Consider the following 232-nt stretch of genomic DNA (forward strand, 5'->3'; position numbering starts at 1 on the left):
CTAGGGCAAGTAAGTTGATACAGCGGGCCATCGTACTTGAGCCTGAAAATGTAGAAATGCTGTCGCTGCTTGCCATTATTTATACTGAAATGGGTCATTACCAACAATCTAATGAACTGCTTGATTTTATCCTTGTACACTTGGATGAGAACATGTCAGTGTGTCACTACTTTAAAGCCAATAATTATGCGAATCTCGGTTTGTTTCAAGAGGCATATAGATGCGCCACTGC

At 40.9% G+C, this 232-nt stretch carries 1 pseudogene; it reads left to right on the forward strand.

Features of this window, described 5'->3' with window-relative positions:
- Window positions 1-232, forward strand: a pseudogene (locus KVT11_RS20735) (tetratricopeptide repeat protein); the annotation flags it as partial.

Origin of the sequence: Bacillus sp. GbtcB10, assembly GCF_019091365.1 — a bacterium.
Taxonomy (GTDB): Bacteria; Bacillota; Bacilli; order Bacillales; family Bacillaceae; genus Bacillus; species Bacillus altitudinis.